Here is a 24,203-nt window from a genome sequence, read left to right as displayed (position 1 = left end):
CTCATGAACTTCAAGCCCCTGCTCGCCGCCACTGCGCTGGCGCTCGCCTCGCTGGCCGCCACGACCGCCCATGCCGCGACGGTCTCGCTCACCGCCGCCGGTCCGGCCAAGGTGGGCGAAGGCGTGGACCTGCTCATCAGCCTGGTCGATCCCTTCGGCGGTCTGCCCTCCGATGAAGAGCTGCTGTCCTTCGGCTTCCGCCTGAGCTACGACACGACGAAGCTCTCGTTCAGCAGCTTCACCGCCGCCGCCGGCTGGGACGACGACAGCCCGTGGCTGGGCGCCGGCACCTTCGGCGGATCGAGCTTCCCCGGCGTCGCCAACAATGGCCAGGGCTCGCTGCTCCTGGGCACGCTGCACTTCGACGCGCTGCAGGGCGGCCTGGCGCAGATCGGCCTGATCACCGATGCCGGCAACCTGAACCACGGCCTCAGCTACCTGTGGAGCGACGTGCAGCCGCTCAACGCCTCGCTGAACCTGGCGGTGTCGGCCGTGCCGGAGCCGAGCTCCGCGCTGCTGGCTGCGCTGGGCTTGGGCGCGCTCGGGTTCACGACGCGCCGTCGCAAGGTGTCGCAAGGCGTCGCACTGACGTAAAAAAAAGGGAGCCCGCATTCACGGGCTCCCTGGGGGCCGCCACGTCGGGCGGCATCGGGTAGCGATCGGACAGCGGCCCGACGGCCTCTGCTCGACCCTGGGTCGACCATCAGGCCGTCAGCCGGTCACTGGACCACGGCCTCGCGGACCTTCCGCGGGGCCAGTTCGTGATGCTCGAACTGCATCGAGAACGATGCGCGTCCCGACGAGAGCGCGCGCAGATTGCCGATGTAGCCGAACATCTCGCTCAGCGGCACCTGGGCGTCGACGACGATGGCCGTGCCGCGCAGCGCCTGACCGCGCACCAGACCACGCCGGCGATTCAGATCGCCGATGCAGTCGCCCAGCGACTCGGCCGGCGTGACGACCTCAACAGCCATCACCGGTTCCAGCAGCTGCGCATCCGCCTTCGCGAAAGCCTCGCGCGCCGCATTCGCCGCCGCGAGTTCGAACGCCATCGCCGACGAGTCGCGCTCGTGGAAGCCGCCATCCAGCAGCGTGGCCTGGAAGTCCACGCACGGGAAGCCCGCGATCACGCCGCTCAGCGCCGCGCGCCGGATGCCCGCCTCCACCGCGGGAATGAACTCGCGGGGAATCGCGCCGCCGACGATGCGGCTCTCGAAGCGCACGCCTTCGCCGCGCGGCAGCGGCTCGAAACGCAGCACGACCTCGGCGAACTGCCCGGGGCCGCCGCTCTGCTTCTTGTGGACGTGATGCACGTCCACCGCCCGACCGAGCGTCTCGCGATATGCCACCTGCGGCCGGCCGACCTGCACTTCCACGCCGTGACGCGCGCGCAGCTTCTCGATCGAGACCTCCAGCTGCAGCTCGCCCATGCCGGAGAGGATCGTCTGCCCGGTCTCGGCGTCATACCGCATCCGCAGGCTTGGGTCCTCGCGCAGCATCGATTGCAGCGCCTTCGACAGCTGGGCCACGTCGTCGCGCGTCTTCGGCTCGATCGCGACGTCGATCACCGGCTCGGGCACGCTGATCTCCTCGAGATGCAGCGGACTCGCCGGGTCGCACAGCGTGTGACCGGTCAGCGTCTCCTTCAGGCCGATCACGGCGGCGATGTCGCCGGCGCGCAGCTCCTCGCGTTCCACGCGGTCATCCGCGTGGATCTCGTAGAGCCGCCCGACGCGTTCCATCCGCCCGGTGTTGACGTCGAGCACTGAATCGCCACGACGCAGACGTCCCCGATAGACACGCACGAAGACCATCGTCCCGTGACCGTCCGCCGCCACCTTGAACGCGAGTGCGGCGAAGGGACCGTCCGGGTCGGACGGCGACTTCTCCGCGACGTCGATGTCGGCGCGACGGATGTCCTCCGGTGCCGGCAGGTAGTCGACGACCGCGTCCAGCAGCGGCTCCACGCCGCGGTTGCGGAAGGCCGAGCCAGCGAGCGCCGGCACGAACGCGCCCGACAGCACGCCGCGTCGCACGCAACGGCGCAACGTGTCGACGTCGATCGGATGACCGTCGAGATACGCGGCGAGCGCGGCATCGTCCAGCTCGACCACGGTCTCGACCAGACGGGCGCGATGGGCGCGCGCGGCGTCGAGCATCGCGGCGGGCACGTCCGATTCCACGAACGGTGCTGCCGCATCGTCGCGCTCCCAGACCAGCGCCTTCATCGCGATCAGATCGACGACACCGCGGAAGTCACCTTCCGCACCGATCGGCAGCTGCAGCGGCAGCACGGTCGCGCCGAGGCGCTCCTCCATCATGGCCACGACGCGCAGGAAATCAGCGCCGACGCGGTCGAGCTTGTTGATGAAGGCGATGCGCGGCACGCCGTACTTGTCGGCGAGGCGCCAGTTGGTCTCGGTCTGCGGCTCCACGCCGGCGACACCGTCGAACACCACGACCGCGCCGTCGAGCACGCGCAGCGAGCGGTTGACCTCGATGTTGAAGTCGATGTGCCCGGGCGTGTCGATCAGGTTGAGCTGCGTGCCCTTCCATTGGACGGACACGGCGGCGCTGTTGATCGTGATGCCGCGGCGGCGCTCCTGCGGATCGAAGTCCATGCGCGTGGTGCCGTCGTTGACGTCGCCGATGCGATGGCTTTCGCCCGTGTAGAACAGGATGCGTTCGGTGGTGGTGGTCTTGCCGGCGTCGACGTGGGCGATGACGCCGAGGTTGCGCAGGGGATGGCGGACCGTATGGACGGGGTTCATGGTGAATCCTTCTTTCGAGATCTGAGGGCAAGACGCTGCCCTCAGGCGGATTCACCTGATGCGGGCTAGCGTCGAGGGCAATGCGGCTGGATGCCGGATCGAGAGCCGGAGCGCGGGCGCGCGCGGACGCAGGTCCGGCGGGCGGGAATCGTCGCGATCAGCTTGTCGTAGGTGCGGTGGCGCATGTGTGGACTCGGAAAACAGAAAACCCCGGAGGGCGCTGGGCCTGCCGGGGTTCTGTGGAAGACCGGAAGGCGCGCACGCCTTCCGAATGCGATCGGAGCGCGCGTCAGGTGGCGAAAGTCGCCTTGATCACTTGGGAGGTCTTCATGATGGACATGATTTTCATCGAAGCCGTGCGGCCGCGCAATGGGCTGTCGCGACGACCGCACCCGATTCAGGGTCAGGTGTTGCTGTCGCTCGACATCGCGAGTCGCAATCACTCATTGCTGTGAATGCCGACTACTCATTCGCGTCGAATCACGGCGAGAAACCTCTGAACCAGTCAGTGCCAGGCGTTGCCTGCAAGCGTAGATTGCTGTCTCCGCAATGACTTGTTGAAAGCGAGGTGATGAATGGAAGACGGTATCGAGGCCGAGCGCATGCTCCGCAAGGCCGATCTCATACTCTTCAAGAGCGATTTTCATTGGCTGTGCGCTCAGTTCGAAATCAACGTCGCGATTGCGATGGTCTTTTGCTGCAGCATGCTGACGATCCTGATGATTGTGCTCAGCCCTTCGCGCGGAAGTGAATCGCATCAACGATCCCGCTGCTGCGCCTCCAACCGCTTCAGCACAGCTCCGATCGCCGCGCCTTCGCGGATCTGCGGGTTCGAGTAGCCATCGGTCTTCCCCGCCTCCTTCTCACGGACATCGATCAGCTGGCGCGCCTGCGCATGCGCCTGCTGGAAGGACCAGGTCTCCTTCAGCGCGTCGACGTACATCGCCTGCCCGAAGAAGGTCAGCGGTGAGCGCGAGCCGCAACCGTAGGACGTGTGCGTCGCATCGGCCGCCGTCATCACCAGCGTGCCTTCGTCGGCCAGTGGCTCGACCCAGCTGCCGGAGAAACACGCCGAGATCGAGATCACCCGCCAGCGGATGCCCGCCTCGTCGAGCCACTGCTTGAGCAGCGCGGGCGTCATCGGCTCGGTCTCCAGCGGATACGAGTCAGTGGCGAGCAGACCGTCGCGGCCGCCGTGCGAAGTGAGGTGCAGGAACAGCACGTCCTTCTCGCGATCCATCACGGCGCCGATGCGCGCGATGGTCTTGTGGAGGTTCGGCCGCGTGGCCCACGGGATCGCGTTCTGCGACTTGGCGTTCGTCACGAGCTGCACCGTGCGTCCGGCGGTCCCGAAGCGCTCGGCCATCGTCTTGGCGACGACCGCGCTCTCACGCATGAAGACGTCTTCGGAGGCGTACGGCGCGTAGGTCGCGGCGTAGACATTCACCAGGCCCGGCTGCGATGGCGGCAGCGCGCGCAGTGCGTTGGCGATGAGCTGCGACTGTGTGTCGAGGATCTCCTCGCTCAACGAAAGCCCGGCGTACTCCTCCCGCGCATCGGCGGAGCGGGCAGGCCACCAGAAGTACATCGGATCGAGCCAGCCGCTGATCGCGATGGGCAGCGGCGTGAGCAGGATCGCGATCAGGCGCACTGCGTTCGAGGCGGTGAGCCGCCACCACAGGCGCAGGCTCGCGAGTCCCTCCCAGACCATCGGGAACAGCCACGCGACCCACCGGCCCCAGTCGGGCCAGGCGTCGGCCGGGCTGAATACCGCGGGCGCGAGTTGGGAGACGACGCCGTCGGCGACGTTCAGCAGCAGCGTGACGGCGACCAGCAGCGACACCAGCGTGCCGACGTTCGCCGGGCCAGGCTCCCGCCGATTGGGCGACGCGAGCAACAGCCAGCAGATCCACACGGACACGACCGTGGCGCTCCAGCTCTTGTAGATCGCGCTCCATTCGAAGGTGGCGGCACCGTCGATCGCTTCGCGCTGCAGGCCGAGACCGACGGCCAGCGACAGCAGCACGAGCACGACGAGCGTCCACGGACCGCCGTCGAGGCGGTCCCAGCGCGGCGCGCGGAAGCACAGCACGCGCGCGGCTTCGCTGAGCCAAACGAATCCCGGATTCATGCTCCGACGTGAATGACTGATATCCATCGAATAAATTTCATGAATTGAAGTCGAGAGCCCATCATTCCCTGGCGACGTCGAAATTCATCTCCCCCACAGGAGCGACGACCTTCACATCGCCCGCCTCGCGGGCACCGCCAAGGAGCTCATCATGACTGTCAAGAATGTCCTCTTCGTCCTGACCAACACCGCTCAGATCGGCCCGAACCACCGCCCGACCGGCTACTTCTTCGCCGAGGTGGCGCATCCGTTCGAGGTATTCGACCATGCCGGCGTGGCGGTCGACTTCGTGTCGCCGCTGGGCGGCACGCCGCCCTCGGATGCGTATGACGAGACGGATCCGGCGCAGCGCGCCTTCCGCGAGAGCGCGGCCTTCCGCCGCATGTCGCGCAGCCGCAAGCTGTCGGAGGTCGACGTGCTCGACTACGACGCGATCTTCTTTCCCGGCGGCCTCGGCCCGATGGCCGACATCGCGACCGATCCCGACGTCAAGCAGGCCGTGATCCGCGCCTGGAACGGCGGCAAGATCGTCTCGGCCGTCTGCCACGGCCCCGTGGCCTTCGCCGGCGCGAAGCTCGATGACGGCACGCCCTTCCTGAAGGGGCGCCGCGTCACCTCCTTCTCGAATGCCGAGGAAGAAGGCTACGCCATCGCCGACGTGCCCTTCCTGCTGGAGAGCGCGTTGATCGAGGAAGGCGCGATCTACGACAAGGCCGACGTGTGGCAGCCCAAGGTCGTCGTCGACGGCCGCCTGATGACGGGCCAGAACCCGGCGTCCGGCGCCCCGCTGGCCAAGGCGATCGTGGCCGCGCTGAACAAGGACGCGGCATGAGCGCCGGCAGCCCGATCGTGGTCGTCGCCCGCTGGCGCATGGCGCCGGAGGCGGTGCCCGAGGTCCTCGCACTGGTCGCGAGCCTGCGCGAGCAATCGCTGGCCGAGCCCGGTTGCCAGGGCTACGAGGCGTTCCAGAGCGTCGGCGTGCCGGGTGAACTGCTCCTGCTGGAGCGCTACGCCGACCACGCCGCCATCGAGGCGCACCGCGCCTCCGCCCACTACAAGGAGCTGGTCGTGCAGCGCATCCTGCCGCTGCTGACAGCTCGGCAAGTGGAGCTGCTCCGGCCAGAGGCGTGAGGCGCAAGACCTGACGCCCGCGGCGCGGCCTGGGTCGACCAGCGACGGCCCGCTCAGAACGTGGCGACGCTGAGCGCCCAGGTCACGCCGAACTTGTCGGTGAGCATCCCGTAGAGCGGCGACCAGGCCGAGGGCGCGAGATCCTGCAGGATCGTGGCGCCCTCGGCCAACTGCTTCCAGAAGGCCGAGATCTCGTCGGCTTCGCCGCTCTGGATGGAGACGAGGAAGGCGCGGTCGCCGCGGTCCCAGCTCAGGTCGGTCGGCACGTCGTAGGCCATGACGCGGAAGCCGTTCGGGGCCACGACTTGCCCGAACAGCAAGAGTGCCGTGTCGGCCTCGGAGCGTGCGGCATGTGCCTCGCCGTAGGTCACGGCCATCAGGTCGCCGCCGAAGATGCCGTGATAGAAGTTCAGCGCCTCGCGGGCCTGTGCGCGGAAGTTGAGGTGGGGGATGACGGTCAGTGCCATGGTCGTTCCTGGGATCGTTGAACAAGCCCGATCGCGTGCGTTGCGCTGCGTTGCAACGCACGGGGCGATCGGTCCGTTCAATGTAGGAAGCGCGATGGCAGGCGCGTGGCAGCAGGGTCTGCTGACATGACTCGGCAACGCGGCGGGATAGGCGCGACCTGGCAACGCGCACGACGGCGATACGCCGCCGCCAGCGTGCTTCAGCGACTGGCGGCGCCCTTGCGCGACTCCTCGCGCCAGCTGTCCATCAGCACGCGGCTGTGCTCGCGGGAGGAGCGCTTGATCGTCGCGACCTCCTCCGGCCCGAAGCGCTCCCAGCCGAGCTTGGTCAGCATGGTCCGCCGCCCCAGCGAGAACACCATCACCTGCCCGCACAGCATCATCACGCGCATCGCCAGCAGAGGATCCTTCTCCGGCATGCCGCAGTAGCGCGCGACCACGCGCGCAGACATCTCGCCCATCTGCGGGCGCATCGTCTTGTCGAAGATCTCGAACAGCACGCCCGGCGCATGCCCGATCTGCTCGTGCGCGATGAAGAGCCGGCGGTACTCGGCATCGTCGGGCAGCAGCTGGAAATCGGTCAGCGCGTCCAGCATCACGCCGAAGGCCTCGAAGAGCTCATCCGGCGTCGCCTTGAGGTCGGCAAGCACCGCCTTCGTCCGCTCGACCACCGGACCGAAGTGCGCCGCCGAACTGTCCGCGATGTACTGCGCGCAGGCCCGGTACACGCCTTCCTTGTTGTCGAAGTAGTACTGCAGCGCCGGCGCGTTCACCCCGGCCGCCTTCGCGATCTCGCGCGTCGACGCGCCTTCGAAACCGCGCTCGCTGAACAGCCGCAGCGCCACGTCAATGATGCGGCGGCGCGTTTCCTCGCCGCGCGCGTAGGCGGCATCGGCGCGGTGTCGGGGAGCTCGGACGGGACGTTCGGTCATGTGTAAAGAAGTCGCAAGTCAAAAATATACCAGTTGACAGAAATCTTCCAACTGGAAAAAGATAGCGACCGGAATAATTCTTCGAGCCGGCGAACCCGGCCACCGCCATGTCCTCCCAGACTCCCGCCGGCCCGAACGGGCCGAAATCCCCCTCCGGTCGCAAGCCTGTGCTGCTCGTCATCGCCGCGGCGGCGCTCCTCGCCGCCGGCGCATACGGCGTGCACTGGTGGACCACCGGTCGCTTCATCGAGACCACCGACGACGCCTACCTCAAGGCCGACAGCGTCACCGCCGCGCCCAAGGTCGGCGGCTATGTGACGCAGGTCTACGTGGTCGCCAACCAGACGGTGAAGCGCGGCGACCCGCTCGTGAAGCTGGATGCCCGCCAGTACCAGGCCGCCGCCGACCAGTCGCAGGCGACGATCGACGGCCGCAAGGCCGACATCCGCCGCTTCGAGGCGGACATCCTCCAGCAGCAGGGCCAGCTCGCGCAGACCCGCGCCCAGGCCGAGGCCTCGCGTCTGGCGCTGGCGCATGCGCAGGACGAGGTCACGCGCCACACGCCGCTGGCCGCCACCGGCGCGACGACCGCCGAGCGCCTGGCCGAGCTGCGCAACACCCGCGATCAGGCCGTCGCCAGCCTGGCCGCCGCCGAGGCCGCGGTGAAAGCCGCCGATGGCCGCCTCAAGTCGAGCGAGGCCCAGGTCGCGCAATCGAAGGCGCAGGTCGAAGGCGCCGAAGCCGCGCTGCGCCAGAACCACCTCGACGTCGACGACACCGTCGTGCGCGCCGCCATCGACGGCCGCATCGGCGATACGACCGTGCGCGTCGGCCAGTTCGTGCAGCCGGGCACGCGGATGATGACCGTCGTGCCGACGCAGGACGTGTACCTCGTCGCCAACTTCAAGGAGACGCAGATCGGCCGCATGCGCGCCGGCCAGCCGGTGACGCTGCACGTCGACGCCCTGCCCGACCTCGACCTGCACGGCACCGTCGAGAGCTTCTCGCCCGGCACCGGCGCGCAGTTCGCGCTGCTGCCGTCGGAGAACGCCACCGGCAACTTCACGAAGATCGTCCAGCGCGTGCCGGTGCGCATCCGCGTGCAGCTCGATCCGAAGGCGGATGCGGCGATGCGCGATCGCCTGCTGCCCGGACTCTCGGTGACGACCGACGTCGACACGCGCGGAGCAAGCCATGGCTGAGGCCGCCTCGCCGGCCACACCAACGCCGCCAATCACGGGGAGTGCGCCGAGCGCGCCCGGCGCGGCCCCGCCTGCGGAGCCCAACGCCGGCACCGGCGACTGGATCGCCGTCGCGGCCGGCGCGCTGGGCGCGCTGATGGCGACGCTGGACATCTCCATCACCAACTCGGCGCTGCCGCAGATCCAGGGCGCCATCGGCGCGACCGGGACCGAAGGCACCTGGATCTCCACCGGCTACCTGATGTCGGAGATCGTCATGATCCCGCTGGCCGCGTGGCTCACGCGCGTCTTCGGGCTGCGCAACTTCCTGGTCGGCAATGCAGCGCTGTTCACCTTCTTCTCGGTGCTGTGCGGGCTCTCGGGCAGCCTGCCGATGCTGATCCTCGCGCGCATCGGGCAGGGCTTCACCGGCGGGGCGATGATCCCGACCGCGCAGACCATCATCCGCACGCGGCTGCCGCGCCATCAGCTCCCCGTCGGCATGACGCTGTTCGGACTGATCGTGCTGCTCGGACCGCTGCTGGGCCCGGTGCTCGGCGGCTGGCTGACCGAGAACGCGAGCTGGCATTGGTGCTTCTTCATCAACGTGCCGGTCTGCGCCGCGCTGCTCGCGCTGCTGCTCCTCGGCCTGCCCGCGCAGCGCATGCACCTGGAGGAGTTCATCCGCGCCGACTGGCTCGGCATCGTCGGGCTCGCGGTCGGCCTGTCAACACTGACCGTGGTGCTCGAGGAGGGCCAGCGCGAGCGCTGGTTCGAGTCCTCGCTGATCGTCACGCTGAGCCTGGTCTCGGCGATCGGCATGGCGATGATCGCGCTCTCGCAGCGCTACGCGTCCAGGCCCATCCTGCGGCTGCGCCTGATGCGCAACTGGCACTACGCCAGCGTCATCGTCATCGTGTTCACCGTCGGCGCGGGGCTGTACTGCATCTCCTACCTGGTGCCGCAGTTCCTGGCGCTGATCGCCGGCTACAACGCGCAGCAATCGGGCGCGATCATGTTGCTGGCCGGCGTGCCGGCCTTCCTGATGATGCCCATCCTGCCGCGGCTGATCTCGCGCGTGGACCTGCGCGTGATGGTGATCCTCGGCCTGGCCGCGTTCGCAGCCAGTTGCCTGCTCGACATCAGCCTCACCGCGCAGAGCGTCGGCCACGACTTCATCGGCTCGCAACTGCTGCGCGGCGTCGGGCAAATGCTCTGCATGATGCCGCTCAACCAGGCGTCGATGGCCACGGTCACGCGCGAGGAATCGGGCGACGCCGCCGGCATCTACAACATGGCGCGCAACCTCGGCGGATCGGTCGGACTGGCCGTCATCGGCACCTTCATCGACCGGCGCAACAGCCTGCACATCGACCGGCTCGGCGAGTCGCTCAACGCGAACTCGACGCTGGTCCAGGAGCGCCTCGCCGGCAGCGCGGCCAGCCACTTCGCGCAGGTCGGCGACTTCGCCTACGCGCAGCTGCAGGCGATGAAGGACCTGGTGCTGACCATCCATCAGCAGGCCAGCGTGATGACCTTCTCCGAAACCTTCTACGTGCTCGCGGCCGCGCTGCTGCTCTGCGTGCCGCTGGCGCTGACGCTCAAGACACCGCAGCAGCCCGGCAGGGCCCCCGTGTCCAACGATGCGCATTGAGATCCTCATGACCCCAATGTCCCCTCTCTCCCATTTCCGATGGCCCGGCCCTTTCCGGCTCGGGCTCACCACGTTCACGACGCTCTCGGCCGTGGCGGCCGCCGCGGCGATGCTGCTGCTCGCCGGCTGCACGACGGTCGGCCCCGACTATCAGGGTGCGCCAGTCGTGGCGGCCGATGCCCTTCAGCAATCGCGCTACAAGCGCGACGACGTGACCGATGCGGCCGCGCCTATCGCCGCGCAGTGGTGGCGCGCACTGGGCGACCCCACGCTCGATGCGCTCGTCGAGCAGGCCCTGAGCCAGAGTCCCACACTGCAGGCCGCGCAGGCACGCCTGCGATCCGCGCGCGCCGCGTTCAACGAACAGGAGGCCAACGGTCGGCCGAAGGGCTCGGCGTCGGCGCTCGGCGCGGGCGTCTGGCAAGGCCCGGGCACCGATCACGAGAACTCGCTCCATCTCTACAGCGTCGGCTTCGATGCGACCTGGGAAGTCGATCTCTTCGGCGGCACGCGCCGCGCGATCGAATCGGCCTCGGCTCAGGCGCAGGCCGTGGTGGCGGACCTCGCCGACGCGCAGGTGTCGCTGACGGCGGAGGTCGCCTCCACCTATGTCGGCCTTCGCGCGCAGCAACGCAGGCAGGCGCTGTTGCGAGACACGGCCGCAGTCGACACGCAGGCGCTGACCCTCGTGCGCCAGCGGCGCGATCAGGGCGTCGCCACGGCCGATGACGTCGAGCAACGCGCCCAGCAGGCAGAAGCGACGCAGTCCTTGCTCGCCGATGTGGCGGCGGAGATCGCCGCCTCGCTCGACCGACTCGCGCTGCTGACGGGACAGGTGCCGGGCGCGCTCGATGAGCAACTGGCCGCCGCCACGCCCGCGCTGCCCGATGTGCTGCCAAATGCGCAACCACAGGCGCTGCCACAGGTGCCGGAGAACGTCGCCATCGGCGATCCCGCGTCGCTGCTGCAGCGCCGTCCGGACATCCGCGCGGCCGAGCGCCGCCTGGCCGGCCGCACCGCGCAGATCGGCCAGGAGAAGGCGAAGTACTTCCCCAAGCTCAGCCTGCTGGGCAACCTCGGCGTCGCCGGCACCGAGCCGGGCAAGCTGCTGCGCACGGACAACCTGGCGCTGGCCGCCGTGCCGTACCTGAGCTGGAACTTCCTCGACTTCGGCCGCACGGCCGCCGCGGTGCGCGAGGCTGAAGCGGGCCGCGACGAGGCCGTCGCCAACTACAGGGCCGCCGTGCTCGGCGCGCTGCAGGACGCCAACACCTCGCTGGCGCGCTTCGGCCGGCAGCGGCAGTCGGTGCAGCACCTGCTCGCGCAGCAGGACTCCACGGCGCGGTCGCTGGACCTGACGCGGCAACGCCGTCAGGCCGGCGTCGCGAGCCAGATCGACCTGCTCGACGCGCAGCGCCGCGACGCCGACGCGCGATTGAAGGCGCTGGACGGCCAGTCCGCGCTGCTGAAGGATTTCGTCGCCTTGCAGAAGAGCCTGGGCCTGGGCTGGAACCTGCCGACCTGAAGTCCCCGTTGGATTCCTCGGACAAGCGCCCGATCCGGGGGGCATTCCGGCATATCGGCGGGGTCACGGCGGGGGTAGGCTGGGGTTCATGACCGACGCGCCCTCCCCCGCTCCGTCTGCCTCCGGCACCACGGGCGCCGCGCCCGCCACGTCCGCTTCCATCGCGCTCGCGCTCGAGCAGGCCGGTGGGGATCCGCCGCCGGGCGGCACAGGCGGCACGATCGCGCGGGTGTTGCTGAACATGGCCCTCGCGCTGGCCTACGCCGCGCTCGGCGTCCTGGCGCTGAAGCTGATCCTGCCGCCGGACTTCGTTTCCCCGATCTATCCCGCCGCCGGCCTCGCGGTCGCCGCCGCGCTGCGCTGGGGACCGGCCGTGCTGCCGGGCATCGCGCTCGGCGGTGCGGCGGTCAGCCTGACGATCGGGATCGAACGCTCGCACCTCCAGCCGCTCCAGCCCTTGCTGGTCGGCGTTGGCGGCGCGCTGCAGGCGTGGCTGGGGGCGTGGCTCGCCAGGCGCTGGACCGGCGAGCAGCCGCCCTTGTGCGAGCCCGCCGAGCTCGTGCGCTTCCTCGCCGCGACAGCCGGCATCGCCTGCCTCGTCGGCCCGAGCTTCGGCGTCGCGGCGCTGTGGATCACCGGCGCGATCGGGCCCTCGCAGGTGATCGGACATTGGTTCGCGTGGTGGGTGGGCGACGCGATCGGCGTGCTGATCGGCGCGCCCGTGTCGCTGGCGCTGTTCGGCCTGCCGCGCAGGCACTGGGCGCCGCGGCGGATGAGCGTCGCCTTGCCGCTGCTGGTCGCGTGCGCCCTGCTCTTCGGCGCCACCCTGCACGTCGCCCGCAACGAGGAGGGCCGACGGCGCCACGCCTTCGACCTCGAGGCGGTCAACGCCTTGAACTCGCTGTCGGACACGCTGTCGATGCCGCTGAACGCGCTCGAGGCCAACCACAGCCTCCTGCTGGTCGCGCCCGACATCAGCCGCGGTGACTTCGAACGCGCCCATGCCGAGCGGGCCCGCGCCGGCGGCGCCGTGTTCGCGGTGGGTTGGGCGCCGCTGGTGCGCGCGAAAGATGTGGTCGCCTTCGAGCATGCGGCCCAGGCCGACGGTTATGTCGGTTATCGCGTCTACGAACGTCGCCGGCCGGGCGACCTGACCCCCGATCCCGCCGAAGACCGGCTGCCGATCCGCCTCATCGCGCCGTTCGCGCGCAACCGGCCGGCGCTGGGCGCCAACGTCCGCAACATCCCGCAGGCGCGCGCCGCGCAGGAACGCGCGATGGCGACCGGCCAGCCGTCGGCCAGCGAGAGCTTCCCGCTCTCACAGGACGCGGGCGTGACGCTGATGGGCGTCGTGGTCTACCGCGCGCTCTACGAGGGCGGCTCCACGGATCCGCACGACGCCGCGGGCCGTGCCCGCCGGCCGGCCGGCGTGGCCTTCGCGACGCTGCGCCCGGAAGCGCTGCTGCACGACGCACTGCCAGCGCGCGCCGGGCGGCTCGACTACTGCCTGATCGACACTACCGCCGGAACCCGTCGCCCGCTGCTGGCCGGCGACGAACGCTGCCTGCACCTGCCCGCCGCGCTGCCGAGCCAGTCGCGCGACTTCGATTTCGCCGGCCGGGCGTGGCGCCTGATCGTCTACAACCCGACGGGGCTGCCCGCGCTCGACGGCAGCGCCGCCCTGCCCTTCGCGATCGCGGGGCTGATCGGGACGGCGCTGCTGGGCCTGCTGCTGCTGTCGGTCACCGGCAGCACCGCGCGCGTCGCGCGGCGCGTGGAGGAGGCCACCCAGCGCCTGCGCGCCAGCGAGGAGCGCTTCCGGACCATCGTCGAGAACGCGCCGATCGGTGTCGTCACCTGCGACCTCAATGCCCGGCCCCAGGAGATCAACCCCTACTTCTGCCAGCTGCTGGGCATGAGCGCCGAGCAGCTGCACGCCCGGTCGATCATGGCGATCACCCATCCCGAGGACCGCGCGGAGGACAGCCGGCTGGGCATGGCGCTGATCCGGGGCGAGCTCGGGCGCTACAGCCGCATCAAGCGTTACCTCGGCGCCGGGGGTCAGGTCATCACCGTCCGCGCCACCGTCAGCCTGCTGCGCGACGCGCAAGGCCAGCCGTCGCGGCTGCTGGGCGTCGTCGAGGACATCGGCGAGCAGCTTCGCCTGGCGGAACTGGAGCGCATCCATGAAGCCGAGCTCGCCGCCAACCGCGCCAAGAACGAGTTCCTCTCCCGGATGAGCCACGAGCTGCGCACGCCGCTGAACGCGATGCTGGGCTTCTCGCAGCTGTTGGAGTCGGACCCGGAGTCGGCGCTCAGCGCCCGGCAACGCGGGTGGCTGGCGCAGATCCAGCAGTCGGGCTGGCATCTGCTGGAGATGATCAACGACACGCTCGACCTCTCGCGGCTGGAGGCCGGCGGCCTGCGCGTGACGATCGCCGACCAGGACCTGGCGCCGATCGTGTCGGACAGCCTGGCGATGATCGAGACCCAGCGCCAGCGGCGCGGGGTGACCGTCGATGTCGAACTCGACCCCGCCCTCGACCGGCTGCGCGCCGATGCCACCCGGCTCAAGCAGGTGCTGACCAACCTGCTGAGCAATGCCGTCAAGTACAACCACGACGGCGGGCGCGTCTGGTTCCGGGCGCGGCGGGTCGGGGATTCGCAGGTTGAACTCAGCGTCACCGACACCGGTCCCGGGCTGACCGAGGCGCAGAAGGCCCAGCTGTTCCAGCCGTTCAACCGTCTCGGCCGGGAGGTCGGCGGGATCGAAGGCACCGGGATCGGGCTGGTGATCACCCAGCGACTGCTGGAGTTGATGGGGAGCCGGCTGCGGGTGACCAGCACCGCCGGCGAGGGCTCGACGTTCAGCTTTGAGCTGCCGATTTCTTCGCTAGATCAATGACTTAAGTTGGTCCTAAGACGGCAGGCTCACACTCGGTTTCAGGGGTAGCCCTCCGCTCACCAACCCGATTCCGGGCGCTTTAGCACTCATCCCCCATGAGTGCTAATATCTTCGGCGTCGGGTCGGAGGACCGGCCCGATACAGGAGCAAAGAAGACATGTCCAACACCCTTGCATTGAAGGTCCGCGATCCCTGGTCCCTGGTGCCATCGCTAGGGAACCTGGATGCGTACATCACGGCGATCAACCACATCCCGCTGCTGACGCCGGAAGAAGAGAAGGATTACGCCACGCGTCTGAAGACGCATGGCGACGTGGACGCCGCGGGCCGGCTGGTGCTGTCGCACCTGCGGCTGGTGGTGTCGATCTCGCGCCAGTACCTGGGCTACGGGCTGCCGCAGGGCGACCTGATCCAGGAAGGCAACGTCGGCCTGATGAAGGCGGTCAAGCGCTTCGACCCGGAGCAGAACGTGCGGCTGGTGTCGTACGCGATGCACTGGATCAAGGCCGAGATCCACGAGTACATCCTGAAGAACTGGCGCATGGTCAAGGTCGCGACGACCAAGGCGCAGCGCAAGCTGTTCTTCAACCTGCGCTCGAAGAAGCACGCGCTGAAGGAACACGCCGAGAACCAGCAGCGCACCTCGCTGACGGAAGCCGAGATCGCCCTGGTGGCCGAGGAGCTCAACGTCAAGCCCGAGGACGTGGTCGAGATGGAGACGCGCCTGTCCGGCGGCGACGTGGCCCTGGAGCCGCAGACCGACGACGACGGCGAGACCTTCGCGCCGATCGCCTACCTGGCGGACGACACGCAGGAACCGACGCGGGTGATCGAATCCAAGTCGCGCGACCGGCTGGCCACGGACGGTCTGCAGAAGGCGCTCGACCTGCTCGACGACCGCAGCCGCCGCGTGGTGACGGAGCGCTACCTGAACGTCAACGACGACGGCTCCGGCGGCATGACGCTGCATGAGCTGGCCGCCGAGTACAACGTCTCCGCGGAACGCATCCGGCAGATCGAAGTCGCCGCGATGAAGAAGATGCGCAAGGCGATGGTGGCGGAAGCCGCTTGATCGGAGAGTCGCTCGATCACCTGATCGACGCGCCATGACGAAGGCCCCGCGATGCGGGGCCTTCGTCTTCATTGGCCGGCGATCAACGCCTTGATGTCGCCCATCAACGCCGACGCCCCCGCGCCGTAGCGAGAGAACACCCGCACCCGCCCTTGAGGGTCGAACAGGAAACTCGCCGCCGTGTGGTCCATCGTGTAGCTGTCCGGTGTCTTCCCGGGCACCTTGGCGTAGTAGATCTTGAACTCCTTGGCCGTCTCCTTGAGCTGCTCCGGCGTGCCGCGCAGCGCGACGAAGCCGGGGTCGAAGCTCTCGAGGTAGGCCTTCAGCAGTTCGGGCTTGTCGCGTTCCGGATCGACGGTGACGAACACGCCCTGGACCTTGTCGCCATCGGGCCCGAGGGCCTTCTTGACCTGTGCCAGTTCGGCCAGCGTGGTCGGGCAGACATCCGGGCATTGCGTGAAGCCGAAGAACACCACCACGACCTTGCCCTTGAAGTCTTCGAGTGTGCGGGTCTTGCCGTTCTGGTCGGGCAGGCTGAAGCCACGCGCGTAGGCCGCGCCAGTCAGGTCCACGCCCTGGAAGCTGGCCTTGGGCGCCGAGGAAAAGCCCAGCTTGTCGCAGCCCGACAGCAGCGTCGCTGCGCCGAGTGCGCCCAGGGCGCCGAGTCCGAGAGAACGTCGCGAGATCATCCGCACATCCGATCCGAAAGAAGGTCCCGAGGTCCGAGTCAGCTCAGCTGATCCAGGGACTGACGTAGTGATCCAGCAGCAGCGCGCCGAAGAGCAGCGACAGGTGCAGGAGCGAGAACATGAAGGTCTTGCGCGCCAGCGCTTCCGAATACGCCTTCCACAGCTTGAACGCGTGATGGCAGAACATCAGCCCCAGCACGATGGCCGCGGCCAGGTAGATCCAGCCGCTCATGCCCGTCAGGAAGGGCAGCAGGGTCGCCGCGAACAGGATCCAGGTGTAGAGGAAGATCTGCAGCCGGGTGAACTCGTTGCCGTGCGTCACCGGCAGCATCGGCAGTCCGGCCTTGCGGTAATCCTCGCTGCGGTACAAGGCCAGCGCCCAGAAGTGCGGCGGCGTCCACAGGAAGATGATCAGGCACATCAGCCAGGCTTCGGAGCCCAGGTCGCCGCGCATCGCCGCCCAGCCCAGCACCGGCGGCATCGCCCCCGACGCGCCGCCGATCACGATGTTCTGCGGCGTCATCGGCTTCAGGATCATCGTGTAGATGATCGCGTAGCCGACGAAGGTCGCGAAGGTCAGCCACATCGTCAGCGGATTCACCAGCACGTACAGGATCGCGGACCCCAGCGCGCACAGTCCGCCGGAGAACAGCAGCGTCTGGTTGCGGCTGAGCTCGCCGCGCGCGGTGGGACGCCAAGCGGTGCGCTTCATCTTGGCGTCGATGTGCTGCTCGATCAGGCAGTTGAACGCCGCCGCCGCACCGGCCACCAGCCAGATGCCGGCGATGCCGGCGATCAGCCGCACCCACTCCTCGCCTTGCGGCAGGCCGGGGATCGCCAGCGCCATGCCGATGAACGCGCAGAACACGATCAGCTGCACGACCCGGGGCTTGGTCAGTTGGTAGAACTGCCACCAGCGGGAGGGCATGGCGGCCTGCGTCGCGGAACTCATTTCGAACCCATCGTCAGGATGCCGGCGCGCACGGGCACCGGCTCAATCACAGTTGTCGTCCGGCCGGCACGCAGCCGCGCCAGCACGATCGCACACATCAGCAGCAGCGCCGCGGCGCCGCCGGTATGGGCCAGCGCGGCCACCAGCGGCCACCCCAGCACCACGTTGGAAAGGCCGGAGGCCAGTTGCCAGGCACCGACCGCCAGCAGGCGGCGCGCCCAGCGCCGGGCCTCGAGACCATCGCCACCGGTGCCCGTGCCGCCCTGGCGCCATAGGGCCCAGGCCAGCGCCAGCAATGCGGCGAACACGATCATCGCGCCGCCGCGATGCGCCAGGTGGATCGCCGTCAGCGCCTCGAACGGCAACCAGCCGCCGTGGGCACCGCGCCCCAGCTCGCGCCACAGCGTGAAGCCGTGTTCGAAGTCGGTCGGCGGGAGCCATTGTCCCTGGCAGGTCGGGAAGTCCTGGCAGGCCAGCACCGCGTAGTTCGTGCTGACCCAGCCGCCCAACGCCACCTGCGCGATCGCCAGTGCCGTGAAGGCCATGAACGCACGTCTCAGGCCGGCAGGCCACGCGAGCGGTTTCGGCGCGTACGACTCCGCTTGCCAGGCCAGCAGCATCAACAAGCCGAGCGCCAGCAGCAGGTGCGTCGTCACGATCGCCGGGAACAGCTTCATCGTCACCGTCCAGGCGCCGAAGAAGCCTTGCACCAGGATCCAGACCAGCGACAAGGTCGCCCACCACGGCGATGGCGTGGCCTCGCCAGTGCGGCGGCCGCGCCACCAGATCCACCAGCTCAGCACCGCCAGCACCACGAGCAGGAAACCGACGCCGCCCGCCATGTAGCGATGCAGCATCTCCATCCACGCCTTGCCGTGCGTCACCGGGCCGGTCGGCATCGCCGTCTGCGCGGCGAGGATCTCGGCCTTGGCGCCCATCGGCGAGGCGCTGCCGTAGCAGCCCGGCCAGTCCGGGCAGCCGAGGCCGGAGTCGGTCAGCCGCGTCAGCGCGCCGATCAGGATCAGGTCGAAGGTCAGGAAGGTCGCGAGCACCGTCAGCGCGCGAAGGCGCTTCGCCGCGGCGTCACCGCGATGACGCCACTGCCACCAGACCAGCGGTACCGCGCCGACGAGCGCGGCCATCGCCAGCAGCTCCAGCAGCGGCTCGAAATCGAAACCGATCGCCAATCCGTTCATGCGCGGGCCGTCCTCGTCATCATCGGCCCGGCTTGTCCCAGCCGGCGTTGGCGCGCATGAGACGCTCGAGGTCCTTCTTCAGCGCCGACGGTTCCGGCGTGGCCGGCGAGCGCAGCATCCAGCGCCCCATCGGATCGACCAGGAACAGGTGCTCGCCCATCCGGCGGCCGGGCGCGGCCATCAGCCAGCCTTCGATCGCGGCGCGCGGCGCGCGCAATACCGTCGCCGGCGCGCCGTGACCGGTCAGCGCGTCGATCTGCGCCGGCGTCAGCGTGACGTCGTCGGGCAGCAGCACCAGCTTGTCGAGCTTGTCGCGGTCCTTGCCAAGCATCTCGCGCAGCTGACGCTGCATGAAGAGCATGCGCTCGCAGGCCTCGTCGCAGGCGCGGTCCGGCACGTAGGTCAGCAGCCATTGCCCCTTCAGCGATTCGGCCGCCACCGGCGCGCCCTGCAGCGTCGTCAGCGCCATCGCGGCCGGCAGATCGCGCGTCGGCGTGATCAGGTCGCTGTAGGCACGGCCGCGCAGGTCCAGCACGTAGAAGCTGAAGTAGGACGCGATCACCGGCGCCGCACAGACCAGCATCACCAGCCACAGCGTCCAGCGCGTGCGCTTGGGCGGATCGAGGTCGGGCACCGGCAGCGAATGCACCGCCATCGTCACCGGACCGTCCGGGGGCAGCGGCGTGTCGATGGGCGCGGGAGCGGCATCGCGGCCATGGTCGTGTTCGTCACGCATCACGCTGTTCATCGGAGACCTTGGTGGCACGGGCGGCTCGGCCAGCGCGGTAGGGAGCGAGGACTTGGAACCAGACATAAAGACCCAGGATCAGCGCCGCGAGCGCAAACCATTGAAATGCGTAGCCGTAATGCTTGTGGACATCCACCGCGGGCGGCGGCCAGTGGCGGTGCAGACCGTCGGCGGCTTCCGCTGCCGGGGCCGCTGCGGGAGCCGCGCCGCCAGGCGGCGCCACCCGGTCCGGCTCCGTCTGGAGCAGCACCAGCGGCAGCAGTCGCAGACCGGTTTCGGCCTGCAGGGCCGCGAGGTCCACATTCTGCCGGATCGGCCCCGTCTCCGCGTCCCGGCCCAGCGCATAGGCCTTCGACACGGAGGCGGCCAGGCGGCCCTCGATCCGCACCTCGCCCGTCGGCGTCGACACCGGCGGCAGCGCCTCGCGCTGCGCCGCGTTGCGCGGCCCCCAGCCGCGCTGCACCAGGATCGCATCGTTGCGGCCGGCGAGCTTCAGCGGCGTGACCACGTAGAAACCGGCGTGGCCGTCCATCACGCGGTTGTCGAGGTAGACCGTGTGCGCCGAGTCCCACTGACCCGTGAGCGTCGCGCGGCGGTGTTCGAGCGCGGGCGGCGGCGGCTGGTCCGCCCGCGGCAGCGCGGCCGTCGCGAGCGGGGCGTCCTGCCCGCGTTCGTCGATCGCCCGCTGCATCGTCTTTTTCTGATCGGCCCGATCGAGTTGCCAGGCCCCGAGCGACAGCGCCGCCGCCACGCCGGCGATCGTCGCGATCACCACGACGGCGTGACGCCTTCGGGCCCGGCCCGATGGCCCCGAGGGGGCCGGATGGGAATAATCGTCCGCCATGAAAGTCATCGTCCTCATCGCGTTCATCGGCATCCTGGCCGCGCTCTTCTCGGCCGGCATCCTGATGCTGCGCAAGCAGAAGGGCAAGGCCACCATGGCCCGCGCGCTGGCGGTGCGCGTCGGGTTGTCGGTGGCGCTGTTCCTGTTCATCCTCTTCAGCGCCTGGATGGGGTGGATCCACCCCACGGGCCTGCCTATCGGGAAGTAATCGGGAAATAAAAAGCGCCGCTTCGAGCGGCGCTTCTTCATTGTGTGCCGCGCGGCGCGGTCACATCCAGTAGACGATGACGTAGAGGCCCAGCCACACGACGTCCACGAAGTGCCAGTACCAGGCCGCGCCCTCGAAGCCGAAGTGGCGGTCCGGCGTGAAGTGCCCCTTCATCAGCCGCAGCGTGATGAACAGCAGCATCAGCATGCCGACGAACACGTGGAAGCCGTGGAAGCCCGTCAGCATGAAGAAGGTCGAGCCGAAGATGCCCGAGTTCAGCTTCAGGTTGAGCTCGTGGTACGCGTGGAGGTATTCGTAGCCCTGGAAGCCCAGGAAGGTCACGCCCAGGATCACGGTGATCCACATCCACGCGATCGTCTTGGCGCGCTGGCCGGCGATCAGCGCATGGTGCGCGATGGTCAGCGTGATGCCCGAGGTCAGCAGCAGCGCGGTGTTGATCGTCGGGATCGGCCACGGGCCCATCGTCGCGAACGCGTCCACCGTGCCGGCCGGCGAGGCCGTCGCGCCCGCCGCGACGCTGGGCCACAGGCCGTTGAAGTCCGGCCACAGCAGCGCGTTGTCCAGGCTGCCCAGCGTCGGGATGCTGTAGCCGCGCGACCAGAACAGCGCGCCGAAGAAGGCCGCGAAGAACATCACCTCCGAGAAGATGAACCAGCCCATGCTCCAGCGGAACGACAGATCGATGCGGTCGCTGTACTGGCCGGTCTCGCTTTCACGGATCGCGTCGCCGAACCACTGCTTGAGCGTGAACGCCCACCACAGCAGCCCGAACAGCAGCGACCACTTGCCCCAGTCGTGGCCGTTGACCCACTGGCCCGCGCCCAGGATCACCCAGAACAGGCCGAACGCGGCCATCGCCGGATGCCGCGACGGGCTGGGCACGAAGTAATAAGGCGTGTTGCCATGAGTCGTCGTTGCCGACATGCGTTCTTCTCCTCGAACTCGGTTCTCAGTTCATTGCCGCACCGCTGCTCACCACCCAGCGGACCAGCAGGATCAATCCGACCACGAACAGGGCCGCGGCGATGACGCCCGCCACGATCACGTGCAGCGGATTGAGCTGCGATACATCCTTCTCATAATCCGATCCCTTGCGCACGCCGAAGAAGGACCAGGCCACCGCGCGCAGCGTGGCCCAGAAGGACCCCTTGCGCTGCATCGCCTGCTTCAGATCCTCGCCCGGCTTCAGGTCATCGGACATCATCTACATCGTCGTCTATCGTCGTTCCGCACCACCCGCCGCTCAGGCGCCGGGTTGGATCTTCACTTCGCCCGCCGGCGTCTTCACCGTGGTCGGCGCCGACAGGTTCGCCTGCGCCTTGCCCTTCCCCGCGACCTCGAAGAAGGTGTACGACAGCGTGATCGTGCGCACGTCCTTCGGGATCTTCGGGTCGATGACGAACACCACCGGCCACTCCTTCTGCTCGCCCGGCGTCAGCGTGTACTCGTTGAAGCAGAAGCACTCCAGCTTGTTGAAATACGGCGTCGCCTGCTTGGGCGCGTAGCTCGGGATCGCCTGCGCCGACATGGTCCGCGTCTGGATGTTCTGGAAGGTGTACATCACCGTCGTCAGCTCGCCCGGATGGACCGTCAGGTGGCGCGTGGCCGGCTTGAAGTCCCACGGGCCGCGGGCGTTGGCGTCGAACTCGATCGAGATCGTCCGGCTGTAGTCGATCTGCGTGTTCTTCACGTCCTCGGCGCGTACCGCGTGCTGGCGCTCCGACAGCGACAGCACGTTGATGCCCAGCGCCGTGCAGATCGCGCGGTACATCGGCACCAGCGCGTAGCCGAAGCACGACATCACCGCCACCACGACCAGCAGCTTGCCGGTCATCCGCAGGTTCTCGCGGCGGATCCAGCGGGCGCGTGGGGTCGCGTTGCTCATGACACCCCGAGGAACGCGATCTTGACCACGAAGCCGATCCCGAAGATCGCGGCCACGCTGGCCAGGATCAGCGCCAGGCGCAGGTTGCTCTTGCGTTGCTCGGGCGTCGGCGACATCGCTCGCTCCCGATCAGGCAATGATCTTCGTGGCCGTGACGTCGAGCTTGGGCGGCGTCTCGAAGGTGTGGAACGGCGCCGGCGACGGCACTTCCCACTCCAGGCCTTCAGCGGCTTCCCACGGCTTCTGCGGCGCCTTCGCGCCCTTGCCGCGCATCATCGGGACGGCCACGAACAGGAAGAAGTAGACCTGCATCAGCCCGAAGCCGAAGGCGCCGATCGAGGCCACCGCGTTGAAGTCGGCGAACTGCATCGGGTAGTCGGCGTAGCGTCGCGGCATGCCGGCCAGGCCGAGGAAGTGCATCGGGAAGAAGGTCAGGTTGAAGAAGATCAGCGAGCCCCAGAAGTGGATCTTTCCGCGCGTCTCCGAGTACATGACGCCGCTCCACTTCGGACCCCAGTAGTAAACGCCGGCAAACAGCGCGTACAGCGAGCCGGCAACCAGCACGTAGTGGAAGTGGGCCACCACGTAGTAGGTGTCCTGGAGCTGGATGTCGACCGGTGCGACCGCCAGGATGAGGCCCGTGAAGCCGCCCATCGTGAACACGAAGATGAAGCCGACGGCCCACAGCATCGGGGTCTCGAAGGTCATCGAGCCGCGCCACATCGTCGCCAGCCAGTTGAAGATCTTCACGCCGGTCGGGACCGCGATCAGCATCGTCGCGTACATGAAGAACAGCTGGCCCGTGACCGGCATGCCGGTGGCGAACATGTGGTGCGCCCACACGATGAAGGACAGGATCGCGATCGAGGCCGTCGCGTACACCATCGAGGCGTAGCCGAACAGGCGCTTGCGGGCGAAGGCCGGGACGATCTGGCTCACGATGCCGAACGCCGGCAGGATCATGATGTAGACCTCGGGGTGGCCGAAGAACCAGAAGATGTGCTGGTACATCACCGGGTCGCCGCCGCCCGCGGGTGTGAAGAAGCTGGTGCCGAAGTGGCGGTCCGTCAGCGTCATCGTGATCGCGCCGGCCAGCACGGGCATCACCGCGATCAGCAGGTAGGCGGTGATCAGCCAGGTCCACGCGAACATCGGCATCTTCATCAGCGTCATGCCGGGGGCGCGCATGTTGAGGATGGTCACGATGATGTTGATCGAGCCCATGATCGAGGACGCGCCCAGGATGTGCATCGCGAAGATGCCGGCGTCCATCGACGGGCCCATCTGCAGCGTCAGCGGCGCGTAGAGCGTCCAGCCGGCCGCCGGCGCGCCGCCGGGCATGAAGAACGAGCCCACCAGCATCAGCGCCGCCGGGATCATCAGCCAGAAGCTGAAGTTGTTCATCCGCGCGAAGGCCATGTCCCCCGCGCCGATCTGCAGCGGGATCATCCAGTTCGCGAAGCCGACGAAGGCCGGCATGATCGCGCCGAACACCATGATCAGGCCGTGCATCGTCGTGAACTGGTTGAACAGCTCAGGATTGAAGAACTGCAGGCCCGGATGGAACAGCTCGGCACGGATGCACAGCGCCAGGATGCCGCCGACCATCAGCATCGTGAAGCTGAACAGCAGGTACATCGTGCCGATGTCCTTGTGGTTCGTCGCGAAGACCCAGCGCCGCCAGCCCGTCGGGGCGTGATGGTCGTGGTGATCGTCATGGTCATGGGCATGACCGGTCGGGTGGTCGAGCACTGCACTCATGTCAAATCCTCGGTGGCTAGTCGCGGGTGCGAGCTGGCATTCAATCGATCAAGCAGCTTCGGCGGCAACGGTCGCGTCAGGAGCGGGTCAAGGTCGTGGCGCCGAGGCGAGTGAAGCACCTCGGCCCGCG

The 24,203-nt window shown here is 68.5% G+C and carries 25 protein-coding genes; 10 read left to right on the top strand and 15 right to left on the bottom strand.

The window, feature by feature from the left end; translation table 11 throughout:
* The first annotated feature begins 3 nt into the window (after positions 1-3).
* Positions 4-594 (top strand): cohesin domain-containing protein, encoded by a 591-nt coding sequence (locus tag AC07OZ_RS22595; protein WP_495469302.1) that lies wholly within the window; start codon positions 4-6, stop codon positions 592-594.
* Positions 595-719: 125 nt separating this feature from the next.
* On the opposite strand, the gene fusA is transcribed toward AC07OZ_RS22595, so the two are convergent.
* The gene (gene fusA, locus AC07OZ_RS22590) at positions 720-2,771 is read right to left on the bottom strand and encodes an elongation factor G (RefSeq protein ID WP_495469301.1); all 2,052 of its coding nucleotides are present in this window, start codon (positions 2,769-2,771) and stop codon (positions 720-722) included.
* Positions 2,772-3,100: 329 nt separating this feature from the next.
* Between fusA and AC07OZ_RS22585 the strand changes: the two genes are divergently transcribed.
* Complete coding sequence (locus tag AC07OZ_RS22585; RefSeq protein ID WP_495469300.1) at positions 3,101-3,226, top strand: hypothetical protein; 126 nt, start codon at positions 3,101-3,103, stop codon at positions 3,224-3,226.
* Here AC07OZ_RS22585 and AC07OZ_RS22580 read toward each other — a convergent pair.
* Positions 3,215-3,529, bottom strand: a complete 315-nt coding sequence (locus AC07OZ_RS22580) for a hypothetical protein (protein ID WP_495469299.1) — start codon at positions 3,527-3,529, stop codon at positions 3,215-3,217. The two genes, AC07OZ_RS22585 and AC07OZ_RS22580, sit on opposite strands and share 12 nt — an antisense overlap.
* The gene (locus tag AC07OZ_RS22575; RefSeq protein ID WP_495469298.1) at positions 3,529-4,902 is read right to left on the bottom strand and encodes a C13 family peptidase; all 1,374 of its coding nucleotides are present in this window, start codon (positions 4,900-4,902) and stop codon (positions 3,529-3,531) included. Before AC07OZ_RS22575 ends, AC07OZ_RS22580 begins: the two co-directional genes overlap by 1 nt.
* A gap of 151 nt (positions 4,903-5,053) precedes the next feature.
* Between AC07OZ_RS22575 and AC07OZ_RS22570 the strand changes: the two genes are divergently transcribed.
* Positions 5,054-5,734: a type 1 glutamine amidotransferase domain-containing protein gene (locus tag AC07OZ_RS22570; protein ID WP_495469297.1), complete on the top strand. Its 681-nt coding sequence runs from the start codon at positions 5,054-5,056 to the stop codon at positions 5,732-5,734.
* On the top strand, positions 5,731-6,033 hold the full coding sequence (locus AC07OZ_RS22565) for a putative quinol monooxygenase (RefSeq protein ID WP_495469296.1): 303 nt from the start codon (positions 5,731-5,733) through the stop codon (positions 6,031-6,033). The genes AC07OZ_RS22570 and AC07OZ_RS22565 overlap by 4 nt, the downstream gene beginning before the upstream one ends.
* A gap of 53 nt (positions 6,034-6,086) precedes the next feature.
* Here AC07OZ_RS22565 and AC07OZ_RS22560 read toward each other — a convergent pair whose 3' ends face one another.
* Together AC07OZ_RS22560 and AC07OZ_RS22555 are read right to left on the bottom strand one after the other, a co-directional pair.
* Entirely contained in the window at positions 6,087-6,500 is a 414-nt protein-coding gene (locus AC07OZ_RS22560; protein ID WP_495469295.1) for a VOC family protein, read from the bottom strand.
* Between the two features lie 200 nt (positions 6,501-6,700).
* Positions 6,701-7,432, bottom strand: coding sequence for a CerR family C-terminal domain-containing protein (locus AC07OZ_RS22555; RefSeq protein ID WP_495469294.1), 732 nt, complete (start codon positions 7,430-7,432; stop codon positions 6,701-6,703).
* 107 nt (positions 7,433-7,539) lie between these two features.
* On the opposite strand from AC07OZ_RS22555, the gene AC07OZ_RS22550 reads away from it, so the two are divergent.
* The 5 genes from AC07OZ_RS22550 to rpoH all read left to right on the top strand — a co-directional run bounded on the left by AC07OZ_RS22550 (position 7,540) and on the right by rpoH (position 15,769).
* A complete protein-coding gene (locus AC07OZ_RS22550) occupies positions 7,540-8,634 on the top strand; it encodes an HlyD family secretion protein (RefSeq protein ID WP_495469293.1) in 1,095 nt (364 codons plus the stop codon).
* Entirely contained in the window at positions 8,627-10,267 is a 1,641-nt protein-coding gene (locus AC07OZ_RS22545) for an MDR family MFS transporter (protein ID WP_495469292.1), read from the top strand. The genes AC07OZ_RS22550 and AC07OZ_RS22545 overlap by 8 nt, the downstream gene beginning before the upstream one ends.
* 109 nt (positions 10,268-10,376) lie before the next feature.
* Positions 10,377-11,792, top strand: coding sequence for an efflux transporter outer membrane subunit (locus AC07OZ_RS22540; protein ID WP_495469406.1), 1,416 nt, complete (start codon positions 10,377-10,379; stop codon positions 11,790-11,792).
* Between the two features lie 88 nt (positions 11,793-11,880).
* Complete coding sequence (locus AC07OZ_RS22535) at positions 11,881-14,697, top strand: ATP-binding protein (RefSeq protein ID WP_495469291.1); 2,817 nt, start codon at positions 11,881-11,883, stop codon at positions 14,695-14,697.
* Positions 14,698-14,854: 157 nt separating this feature from the next.
* A complete protein-coding gene (gene rpoH, locus AC07OZ_RS22530; RefSeq protein WP_495469290.1) occupies positions 14,855-15,769 on the top strand; it encodes an RNA polymerase sigma factor RpoH in 915 nt (304 codons plus the stop codon).
* Positions 15,770-15,837: 68 nt separating this feature from the next.
* Here the strand turns inward: rpoH and AC07OZ_RS22525 are convergent, their stop codons facing one another.
* From AC07OZ_RS22525 to AC07OZ_RS22505, 5 genes are read right to left on the bottom strand one after another with little or no spacing between them, the layout of a single operon-like run.
* The gene (locus AC07OZ_RS22525) at positions 15,838-16,458 is read right to left on the bottom strand and encodes an SCO family protein (protein ID WP_495469289.1); all 621 of its coding nucleotides are present in this window, start codon (positions 16,456-16,458) and stop codon (positions 15,838-15,840) included.
* A gap of 43 nt (positions 16,459-16,501) precedes the next feature.
* A complete protein-coding gene (gene cyoE, locus AC07OZ_RS22520; RefSeq protein ID WP_495469288.1) occupies positions 16,502-17,410 on the bottom strand; it encodes a heme o synthase in 909 nt (302 codons plus the stop codon).
* Positions 17,407-18,606, bottom strand: a complete 1,200-nt coding sequence (locus AC07OZ_RS22515) for a COX15/CtaA family protein (RefSeq protein ID WP_495469287.1) — start codon at positions 18,604-18,606, stop codon at positions 17,407-17,409. The genes cyoE and AC07OZ_RS22515 overlap by 4 nt, the downstream gene beginning before the upstream one ends.
* 19 nt (positions 18,607-18,625) lie before the next feature.
* Positions 18,626-19,342 (bottom strand): SCO family protein, encoded by a 717-nt coding sequence (locus tag AC07OZ_RS22510; RefSeq protein WP_495469286.1) that lies wholly within the window; start codon positions 19,340-19,342, stop codon positions 18,626-18,628.
* Entirely contained in the window at positions 19,335-20,129 is a 795-nt protein-coding gene (locus AC07OZ_RS22505; RefSeq protein ID WP_495469285.1) for an SURF1 family protein, read from the bottom strand. Before AC07OZ_RS22505 ends, AC07OZ_RS22510 begins: the two co-directional genes overlap by 8 nt.
* 67 nt (positions 20,130-20,196) lie before the next feature.
* Here AC07OZ_RS22505 and AC07OZ_RS22500 point away from each other — a divergent pair, with 67 nt between their 5' ends.
* Complete coding sequence (locus tag AC07OZ_RS22500) at positions 20,197-20,406, top strand: DUF2909 domain-containing protein (RefSeq protein ID WP_297529916.1); 210 nt, start codon at positions 20,197-20,199, stop codon at positions 20,404-20,406.
* A 60-nt stretch (positions 20,407-20,466) separates the two neighbouring features.
* Here AC07OZ_RS22500 and AC07OZ_RS22495 read toward each other — a convergent pair whose 3' ends face one another.
* The 5 genes from AC07OZ_RS22495 to ctaD are packed head-to-tail and all read right to left on the bottom strand — an operon-like array spanning position 20,467 to position 24,073.
* Entirely contained in the window at positions 20,467-21,351 is an 885-nt protein-coding gene (locus AC07OZ_RS22495; RefSeq protein ID WP_495469284.1) for a cytochrome c oxidase subunit 3, read from the bottom strand.
* A gap of 25 nt (positions 21,352-21,376) precedes the next feature.
* Complete coding sequence (locus tag AC07OZ_RS22490; RefSeq protein WP_495469283.1) at positions 21,377-21,631, bottom strand: DUF2970 domain-containing protein; 255 nt, start codon at positions 21,629-21,631, stop codon at positions 21,377-21,379.
* A gap of 39 nt (positions 21,632-21,670) precedes the next feature.
* Complete coding sequence (locus AC07OZ_RS22485) at positions 21,671-22,312, bottom strand: cytochrome c oxidase assembly protein (protein ID WP_495469282.1); 642 nt, start codon at positions 22,310-22,312, stop codon at positions 21,671-21,673.
* A complete protein-coding gene (locus AC07OZ_RS22480; RefSeq protein WP_297529912.1) occupies positions 22,309-22,428 on the bottom strand; it encodes a cytochrome oxidase small assembly protein in 120 nt (39 codons plus the stop codon). The genes AC07OZ_RS22485 and AC07OZ_RS22480 overlap by 4 nt, the downstream gene beginning before the upstream one ends.
* 13 nt (positions 22,429-22,441) lie before the next feature.
* Complete coding sequence (gene ctaD / locus AC07OZ_RS22475) at positions 22,442-24,073, bottom strand: cytochrome c oxidase subunit I (RefSeq protein WP_495469281.1); 1,632 nt, start codon at positions 24,071-24,073, stop codon at positions 22,442-22,444.
* Positions 24,074-24,203: the final 130 nt, after the last annotated feature.

It is taken from the genome of Roseateles sp. GW821-FHT09G03 (assembly GCF_059416045.1).
This window is presented reverse-complemented; position numbering and strand designations above follow the sequence as displayed.